Below are 8,545 nucleotides of genomic sequence, written 5' to 3' on the forward strand. Positions count from 1 at the left end.
GGCCGGCGCAGCTGCGCGGCGACCTCGTCCGGAGTGCTGACGATGTCCTTGAACCGGGAGGCGGGGATGCGGGTGGGCAGCGGCGTGCGCTCGCCCCCGCGCCACCGCGAACCGCTCGACGACCCCCGCCTCCGACCGCTTCCGCGACTTCATCGCGTCCGGCTGGGCCGAGCGGGGGGAGCCGCTGCCTGCTCCGCGCGAGCAGGCGTCCTTCGCCGCCTCCCGCCGCGAGCGCCTCTCCGCGCTGCACACCGGCGTGCGCATCGTCGTCCCGGCGGGCCGCCTCAAGCAGCGCGCGAACGACACCGACTACCCGTTCCGTGCGCACTCGGCCTTCACCTGGCTCACCGGCTGGGGCTCCGACTCCGAGCCCGGCGCGGTCCTCGTCCTCGAGCCCGCCGGGTCCGGCCACAGCGCGACGCTCTACTTCCGCGAGCGCGCGGGCCGCGACTCCGACGAGTTCTACGCCAACCCCGAGATCGGCGAGTTCTGGATCGGGCCGCGCCCGTCGCTCGCGCAGGTGGCGAGCGATCTCGGCCTCGCCACCCGCGGGATCGCCGAGCTCGACGCGGTCCTCGACGCGCACGACGGCGTCCCCCTCGCCGTGCTCCGCGAGGCCGACCCGGCGGTGACCGGCCGTCTCGACGCGGTCGAGGCCGACGAGCGGGCGGACCGCGACGCGGCGCTCGAGCGCGACATCGCCGAGCTCCGCCTGGTCAAGGACGCCTACGAGATCGCCGAGCTGCGCGCCGCCGTCGACGCGACGGGCCGCGGCTTCGAGGACGTCCTCTCCGACCTGCCGCGCATCATCGCCCACGAGAAGGGCGAGCGCCTGATCGAGGGCGTCTTCAACGGACGCGCGCGCGCCGACGGCAACGCGGTCGGCTACGACACCATCGCCGCGGCGGGCCCCCACGCCTGCATCCTGCACTGGACGCGCAACGACGGGCCGGTGCGCCCCGGCCAGCTGGTGCTGCTGGACGCCGGCGTCGAGCAGGACAGCTACTACACCGCCGACATCACCCGCACCTTCCCGGTGGACGGCCGCTACACGGACGCCCAGCGCCGGGTGCACGAGACGGTGCGGGAGGCGGCCGACGCCGCGTTCGCGATCGTCCGCCCCGGCATACGCTTCCGCGAGGTTCACGCCGCGGCGATGGCCGTCATCGCACGGCGCACCGCCGAGTGGGGCCTGCTGCCGGTCAGCGCCGAAGAGGCGCTCGAGGCCGACAACCAGCAGCACCGCCGCTACATGGTCCACGGCACCAGCCACCACCTCGGACTCGACGTGCACGACTGCGCCCGCGCACGGCGCGAGATGTACCTCGACGGACTGGTCGAGGAGGGCATGGTCTTCACCATCGAGCCCGGCCTCTACTTCCAGCCCGACGACCTCACGGTCCCGGAGGAGCTGCGCGGCATCGGCGTCCGGATCGAGGACGACGTGCTCGTCACCTCCGACGGCGCCGAGAACCTCTCGGCCGGCATCCCGCGCTCGGCCGACGACATCGAGGCGTGGATGGCCCGACTGGCCCGCTGAGCCCGGTCGCCCGCGGGGAGCCCCGGCCGCTCAGGCGGCGACGGGCAGCGCGAACTCCCCGCGGGCGGCGGCGAGCGCCAGCCCGTCGAGCAGCGTCGCCAGCTGGCCGGCGGGAGCGTCCGGGTCCTCGGGATGCCACTGCACACCCACGAGGGGGGCCGCGACGTGCTCGACGGCCTCGATCACGCCGTCCTCCGCCCGGGCGACGACCCGCAGCCCCGGAGCGAGCAGGTCGACCGCCTGGTGGTGCGCGCTCTGCACCGCGAGCGCCTCGGATCCGAAGAGTCCGCCGAGCACGGAGCCCGCCGCGAGCCCGACCTCGTGCCGGTGCATGCGCTGGTGAGCAGGGGCCGCCGCGTTGACGTGCTCCGCCTCCGGCCCCAGGTCCTGCACCAGCGTGCCGCCGAGCGCGACGTTGACGATCTGCAGGCCGCGGCAGATGCCCAGCAGCGGGGTCCGGCGGGCCAGCGCCCGGTGCACCAGCGCGATCTGGGCGGCGTCGGCGCGCTCCGCGTGGGGACCCTCGGCCGGGTAGCCGCGGTCGGCGCCGTACTGCTCGGGAGCGATGTCCTCGCCGCCCGCGAGGACGAGGGCATCCGCCCCCGCCGTGCGCGCCAGCAGCTCCTCCGTGCCCAGCTCCTCGGCGGCGAAGCGCTCCGCCCGCCAGCCGCGCTCGTGCGCGAGGGCGAGGATGCGGCCGTTCAGGATCTGCACGTAGGCGTGGTACTCCTCGCGGCCCGGTCGCACGCGGGCGACCTCGACGATGGCGAGCGAGCGGGTCATGACTCCATCCTGGGCACGCCGCCGCCGCCGGTCGAACCGCCGTGTCACGCGGTGTCACACTCCGGCCGTACGATCACGGAGTGACCTCGCCGAGCCCGTCCCTCCCGGAGCGCGTGCAGCAGGCGCGCTCCGAGGTCTCCGTCCTCGCCGGGACCACTCCCGAGCGCCGGGTCCGACCGCTGCGCGAGGCCGTCGAGCACGTCGCCGCCGGCGGCTCCCCCGATCCCGACGCCCTGCTCGACGCGGTCGACTCGCTGGTCGGGCTCGTGACCCGCGCCGAGGTGCAGCTGAGCGGCGTCGAGCGCTCCGTGCGGGACGACCTGGAGCGGGCCGCCACCCTCTCGGACCTGCGCACCTCGGCGCAGCTCGCCTCCGCCGCCGACGTGGCCGTCGCGTGCGCCGCGGCACGGTCGCTCCTCCTCGACGCCGACGACGCCCGGTCGGCCGGCGCCCGCCACGATCCGGCCGCGCTGCTGGTCCTGCTGCTCGACGCCGACTCCGCTCTGGACGCCGTCGTCTCCGGGTACCGCGAGCCGCGAGCCCAGGCCGAGCGCCAGCTCCTCCTGTTCGAGGCGGCGCGCACCGCGGCCCGGCTCGGTGCCGAGTCGGTGCTGCTCCTGGCCGCCGTGCACGGCGAGCGCATCACCGCGGCACCCCGGATCCTCGCGGAGGAGACGCTCGGGCAGCTGGACACCGCGGTGCGCCGTGCGGCAGGCGATCCGGCCGGCGCTCTGGACGAGGCCCGCGCCGCCGCCGACCGCGCCCGCTCCGCACTCGACGAGGCCCTGGTCGACCTCGACGGCGCGCCCCCGTCGCTCCGCCCCGCGGCCGTCCCCGGAGGCCTGCCCGCGGCCTGAGGACGCAGGCACCCGGCAGCGGCGCGCGTGCCATAGTGAGGGACATGGCCTCCTTCCTCGTCGTCCCCCAGTGGCAGGGCTCGGCGTCGACGCGCGCGATGCGCCTCGTCGACGGAGCCGAGGCGATCCGGGGCGATCTGCCCTCCTCCGCCACCACGACCCTCGACATCCCCGCCGAGGCGGGCGACGCCCAGGACACCGGCATCCGCCGCTACGCCTCGGTCGCCACCGTCGCCGAGCGGGTGCGCGAGGCCCTCTCGGGCCGGACCGATCCCGTGATCACGATCGGCGGCGACTGCGGCGTCGAGTTCGCGGCGATCGGGCACGCCGTCCGCTCGGCACCGGGCCCGGTCGCGCTGGTCTGGCTCGACGCCCACCCGGACGCGCACACTCCCGAGTCCTCCCCCAGCGGCGCCTTCTGCGGCATGGTCCTCTCGGCCGCGCTGGGCCGCGGCGTCGGCCTCCTGAGCGCGGGCGCCGAGGAGCGGGTGGCCGACGAGCGCGTCGTCCTCGCCGGTGTCCGCTCCGCCGACGACGGCGAGCTCGAGCCGCTGGTCGAGCGGGGGGCCGCGGTGCTGACCGCGGACGCCCTCGACCCGGAGTCGCTCGTCGCGGCGGTCGAGGCGACCGGTGCCGCCTCCGTCTACGTGCACCTCGACCTGGACGTGCTCGACCCCGCCGACCTCGCCGGGCTGTTCGACCCCGTGCCCTTCGGCGTGCCCGCCTCGCGCCTCGTCGCGAGCCTCGACGCCCTCCGGTCCCGCTTCCCGCTCGCGGGCGCCGGCGTCACCTCGTTCGCCCCGTCGTCGCCGACGGCGGCCGAGGACGACCTGCCCACGATCCTCCGCCTCCTCGGCGCTCTGTCCCGCGGGGCCTGAGAGAGCCCTGCCATCGGCGCGCAAGCCCGAGCGCGTGTCGGCGGCACCCGGCAAGATGGTCGGACGCGACCGAGCGGAGGAACGATGAGCGACGAGAGACCGCGCGTGCGCACCGAGCGGCGCGGGACCGTGCTCGCGATCGTGCTGGACCGGCCCGAGAAGCGCAACGCCGCCGATCTTCGGCTGCTCGCGGAGCTGGCGTCCGCGTACGGCGAGCTCGACCGCGACCCGGAGCTGCGCGCCGGCGTCGTCCTCGCCGAGGGCGGGCACTTCACGGCCGGGCTCGACCTCGCCGACATCGGGCCCCGCCTGGGCTCCGACGGCCTCGACTTCGTGCCCGAGGGCGGTCTCGACCCCTGGGGCCTGCGCACCCGCCCCGTGAGCAAGCCGGTGGTCATCGGCCTCCAGGGCACCTGCCTCACGCTCGGCATCGAGCTCGCGCTCGCGAGCGATGTCGTCCTCGCCGAGCGGTCCACCCGCTTCGGCCAGATCGAGGTCGCCCGCGGCATCCTGCCCTTCGGCGGAGCGACGCTGCGCTTCCCCCGCGCCGTCGGCTGGGGCGACGCGATGCGCTGGATCCTCACCGGCGACCTCTTCGACGCCGAGGAGGCCCACCGCATCGGCCTCGTGCAGCAGGTCGTCCCCGACGGGGCGGTCGCCGAGGCGGCCTGGGCTCTGGCCGCCCGGATCGCCGCGCAGGCGCCGCTCGCCGTGCAGGCCGCCCTGGCCAGTGCCCGGCTCGCGGTCGCCGCGTCCGACGCCGAGGCCGCGGCCGCGCTCCCCGGGGCGCTCGCGCGTCTCGCGGCGTCCGAGGATGCGCGCATCGGCACCGAGGCCTTCCTCCAGCGCACGACGGCGGAGTTCACCGGACGATGAGCGACGAGAGCACCACCGTCACGGCGCCCGGCGGCTCCTCCCTCGAGGCGCAGCAGGAGCGGGCCGCGCAGCAGCTCGAGATCCGGCTCCGCTACGGCGACCAGGTGTGGGAGTTGCGCGAGGTCGACCACTTCGCCGTCTTCTCCCGCCGCAGCACCGCACGGCGCGCCGGGCGCGTCCTCGTGGCCTCCGGCTTCCAGATCGCGATCTCGCGGCTGAGGCTGAGGCAGGTCCTCGTCGCGAGCCACCACGCCGCGGTCGACGCGGAGTCGACCACCGCGTTCCTCCGCCAGGTGATCGAGGCGGTCGAGAGCCACGGCGGCCGCTACGACGGCTGGCGGGCCGAGATCGTGCCGGCGCATTGAGCGCCGGGCACCCACCGACGACGGGGCTCGACGCCTCCGAGAACCCCAGGGAGACAGCATGAGCAGCACGACGGACGAGTTCGACGTCATCGTCATCGGAGCAGGGCCGGTGGGCGAGAACCTCGCGGACCGCGCGGTCCAGGGCGGCCTCACCGCGGCCGTCGTCGAGAGCGAGCTCGTCGGGGGCGAGTGCTCCTACTGGGCGTGCATGCCCTCGAAGGCGCTGCTGCGGCCGCCGATGGCGCTCCGCGCCGCCCGTGATCTCCCCGGCGCGGCGCAGGCGGTGAGCGGAGGAGTCGACGTGCCCGCGCTCCTGGCCCGCCGCGACTCCTTCACCAGCCACTTCGACGACCACGGCCAGGTGCAGTGGCTCGAGGGCGCCGGCATCGAGCTCGTCCGCGGGCACGGCCGCCTGAGCGGCGAGCGCGAGGTGACCGTGACCGGACCCGACGGCGAGGTGCGCGTGCTCCGCGCCCGCTCCGCCGTCGCCGTCGCGACCGGCACCACCGCCGTCGTCCCCGACATCCCGGGCCTGCGCGCGGCATCCCCCTGGACGAGCCGCGAGGCCACCTCGGCCGAGGAGGTGCCGCGGCGCCTCGTCGTCATCGGCGGCGGAGTCGTCGCGACCGAGATGGCGACCGCCTACGCCGGCATGGGCTCCTCCGTCACGCTCGTCGCCCGCAGCGGACTCCTCGCGCCGTTCGAGCCCTTCGCCGGCGAGCTCGTCGGCTCGGCGCTCCAGGAGCTCGGCGTCGACCTGCGCCTCGGCGACTCGCCCGTCTCGGTCGAGCGCCGGTCCGACGGCACCGTGGCGGTGACGCTCGAGGGCGGCGACGTCATCGAGGCCGACCAGGTGCTCGCCGCGACCGGCCGCGCCCCGCACACCCGCGACGTCGGCCTCGAGACGGTGGGCCTCGAGCCCGGCTCCTCGCTGACGGTCGACGACACGATGCTCGTGCTGGGCGGCGACGGTGCTCCCCTCGGCGGCGGGCGTCCGTGGCTCTACGGGGTCGGCGACGTGAACCACCGCGCACTGCTCACGCACCAGGGCAAGTACCAGGCCCGTGCGGCCGGCGACGTGATCGTCGCGCGCGCCACCGGTGCCGAGGTCCACGACGCCCCCTGGGGAGCGCACGTCGCGACCGCCGACCACGAGGCCGTGCCGCAGGTCGTCTTCACCGACCCCGAGGTCGCGTCCGTCGGCCTGACCGCCGCGGCCGCCGAGAAGGCCGGCTACCGAACCCGCGTCGTCGACTACGAGATCGGCTCGGTCGCCGGCGCCGCCCTCGCCGCCGACGGCTACACGGGCACCGCGAGGATGGTCGTGGACGAGGACCGGAAGGTCGTCCTCGGCGTCACCTTCGTCGGCAAGGAGGTCGGAGAGCTGATCCACTCCGCGACGATCGCCGTCGTCGGCGAGGTGCCGCTCTCGCGCCTCTGGCACGCGGTCCCCTCCTATCCGACGATCAGCGAGGTCTGGCTGCGGCTGCTCGAGACCTACGGACGCGACAGCGCGTGAGCGCGCTCCGTCGAGCCGTCGCGACGGTGGCCCTGGATCCGGCGATCACCCGGCCGGGCTACCTCTTCGCGTGCGCGGTCGGACTCGCCTGGGGCGCGCTGTGGAGCACGGGCCCGATCCGGCGCAGCCACGGCCTCGTCGTCTTCACCGGTCTGCCCTCCTGGGCGTTCGGCCGCGGAGGGTCCTGCGTCGGCACGAGCTACCTCACGGGCACCAACGTCTCCGACAGCGTCCTCGAGCACGAGGCCGTGCACAAGGAGCAGTGGCGGCTCTACGGGATGTGGTTCCCGTTCGCGTACACGGTGGCGGGTCGCGATCCGCTGCGCAATCGATTCGAGATCGAAGCCGGTCTCGAGAAGGGCGGATATCTCCGTGGTCACTGACATGACGGGGCGCGTCGTCGTCCTCACCGGAGCCAGTTCCGGCATCGGCCGGGTCGCGGCGGGAGCGCTGGCGTCCGCCGGTGCCCGCGTGGCCGTGGTCGGGCGGAACCCCGAGCGCACCCGCGCGGTCGCCGCCGACGTGGGAGGCGACGCGTTCCTGGCCGACTTCGACCGGCTCGACGACGTCCGCGCCCTGGCCGACGGCCTCCTCGAGCGCTACGAGCGGATCGACGTGCTGGCGAACAACGCGGGCGGGCTCGTCTCCCACCGCGCCGAGACGGTCGACGGCCACGAGCGGACGATCCAGAGCAACCACCTCGCGCCGTTCCTGCTCACGCGGCTCCTGCTCCCGCGGATGATCGAGACCTCGAGGGAGCGGGCCGGCGTCCGCGTCGTCTCCACGGCGAGCCTCGCGAACCGCTTCGGTCGCCTGAGGCTCGACGACCTCGACAACCGCCGGGGTCCGTGGCTCGGCGGCTGGCGGGCGTACGGCACGTCGAAGCTGGTGACGATCCTCTTCATCCGCGAGCTGGCGGAGCGCCTGCTGACGACGTCGGTCGACGCGTACTCGTTCCACCCGGGCGTCGTCTCGACGAGCTTCGGTGCCGACAGCACGATGATGAAGCTGATGACGAGCCTCTCGGTCGGCTCCTTCGGAATCTCCGCCGAGGCGGGTGCGGTGCCGCTGATCACCCTCGCCTCCGAGCCCGATGTCGGCGCCGCGAGCGGCACCTACTTCGACCAGCTGACGCCGCACGGCTCCCTGAACCCCCAGGCCCGCGACCGCGCTCTCGCCCACGACCTCTGGACCCTCTCCAGCCGCCTCGTGGGCGTCTCTCCCACCCTGTAGCCCGCTGCCGCTCCCCGCCGCCGCCGACCCGACGCGGGGGCGGCGCGGAGTACCCGACCCGCTCGCCGGGAGAATCTCGACACACCCTCTCCGAGGGCTGCCCGATCAGCAGGTCTGTGCGCGGTCGCCCGACTCGGTGTGTGCCCGCGAGCTTCTCGATCAGCCGTGAGATCGGTCGGGGTGGATCTCGATACTCCCTCTCCGAGGGCTGCTCGATCAGCGTGTCCGGGCGCGATCGCCCGACTCGCCAGGCACCCGAGGACCGCTCGATCACGCGCGAGGTCCGTCGGGAGTGGATCTCGAGACGCCCTCTGAGAGGTCCACTCGATCAGCATCGTCCTCCGCGGTCGCACCCCTGGCGCGCCGTCCCCCGCGGCCGCGCCCCCGGCGCGCCGCATCCTCTGCGGTCGCGCCCCCGGCGCGCCGTCCCCCGCGGTCGCGCCCCCGGCGACGCGGTCCGCGCCTGGGCCACCCGCTTCCTCACCGCCCACCAC

General features: G+C 75.2%; 8 protein-coding genes and 1 pseudogene. 8 read left to right on the forward strand and 1 reads right to left on the reverse strand.

Going from position 1 to position 8,545, the window contains the following annotated elements; genetic code table 11:
• Nucleotides 1-94 precede the first annotated feature (94 nt).
• Nucleotides 95-1,540, forward strand: a pseudogene (locus C5D04_RS17120) (aminopeptidase P family protein); the annotation flags it as partial.
• Between the two features lie 30 nt (nucleotides 1,541-1,570).
• On the opposite strand, the gene C5D04_RS17125 reads toward C5D04_RS17120, so the two are convergent.
• Nucleotides 1,571-2,323 (reverse strand): gamma-glutamyl-gamma-aminobutyrate hydrolase family protein, encoded by a 753-nt coding sequence (locus C5D04_RS17125; protein ID WP_104248220.1) that lies wholly within the window; start codon nucleotides 2,321-2,323, stop codon nucleotides 1,571-1,573.
• 80 nt (nucleotides 2,324-2,403) lie between these two features.
• Between C5D04_RS17125 and C5D04_RS17130 the strand changes: the two genes are divergently transcribed.
• The 7 genes from C5D04_RS17130 (at nucleotide 2,404) to C5D04_RS17160 (ending at nucleotide 8,051) form a co-directional block, all read left to right on the forward strand.
• Nucleotides 2,404-3,180 carry a hypothetical protein gene (locus tag C5D04_RS17130; RefSeq protein WP_104225035.1) on the forward strand — a complete coding sequence of 259 codons (777 nt, stop codon included), beginning with the start codon at nucleotides 2,404-2,406 and terminating at the stop codon, nucleotides 3,178-3,180.
• 44 nt (nucleotides 3,181-3,224) lie between these two features.
• Nucleotides 3,225-4,058: an arginase family protein gene (locus C5D04_RS17135; protein WP_104256198.1), complete on the forward strand. Its 834-nt coding sequence runs from the start codon at nucleotides 3,225-3,227 to the stop codon at nucleotides 4,056-4,058.
• A gap of 84 nt (nucleotides 4,059-4,142) precedes the next feature.
• Nucleotides 4,143-4,934, forward strand: coding sequence for a crotonase/enoyl-CoA hydratase family protein (locus tag C5D04_RS17140; protein ID WP_104326425.1), 792 nt, complete (start codon nucleotides 4,143-4,145; stop codon nucleotides 4,932-4,934).
• Nucleotides 4,931-5,299, forward strand: a complete 369-nt coding sequence (locus C5D04_RS17145; RefSeq protein WP_104256200.1) for a ribonuclease E inhibitor RraB — start codon at nucleotides 4,931-4,933, stop codon at nucleotides 5,297-5,299. Before C5D04_RS17140 ends, C5D04_RS17145 begins: the two co-directional genes overlap by 4 nt.
• Before the next feature lie 58 nt (nucleotides 5,300-5,357).
• The gene (locus C5D04_RS17150; protein WP_104261726.1) at nucleotides 5,358-6,818 is read left to right on the forward strand and encodes an NAD(P)/FAD-dependent oxidoreductase; all 1,461 of its coding nucleotides are present in this window, start codon (nucleotides 5,358-5,360) and stop codon (nucleotides 6,816-6,818) included.
• Nucleotides 6,815-7,201 carry a Fe-S oxidoreductase gene (locus tag C5D04_RS17155; RefSeq protein WP_104227423.1) on the forward strand — a complete coding sequence of 129 codons (387 nt, stop codon included), beginning with the start codon at nucleotides 6,815-6,817 and terminating at the stop codon, nucleotides 7,199-7,201. The genes C5D04_RS17150 and C5D04_RS17155 overlap by 4 nt, the downstream gene beginning before the upstream one ends.
• A complete protein-coding gene (locus tag C5D04_RS17160) occupies nucleotides 7,191-8,051 on the forward strand; it encodes an SDR family NAD(P)-dependent oxidoreductase (protein ID WP_244230659.1) in 861 nt (286 codons plus the stop codon). The genes C5D04_RS17155 and C5D04_RS17160 overlap by 11 nt, the downstream gene beginning before the upstream one ends.
• Nucleotides 8,052-8,545 lie beyond the last annotated feature (494 nt).

Origin of the sequence: Rathayibacter sp. AY1D2 (genome assembly GCF_002932695.1) — a bacterium.
Taxonomy (GTDB): domain Bacteria; phylum Actinomycetota; class Actinomycetes; order Actinomycetales; family Microbacteriaceae; genus Rathayibacter.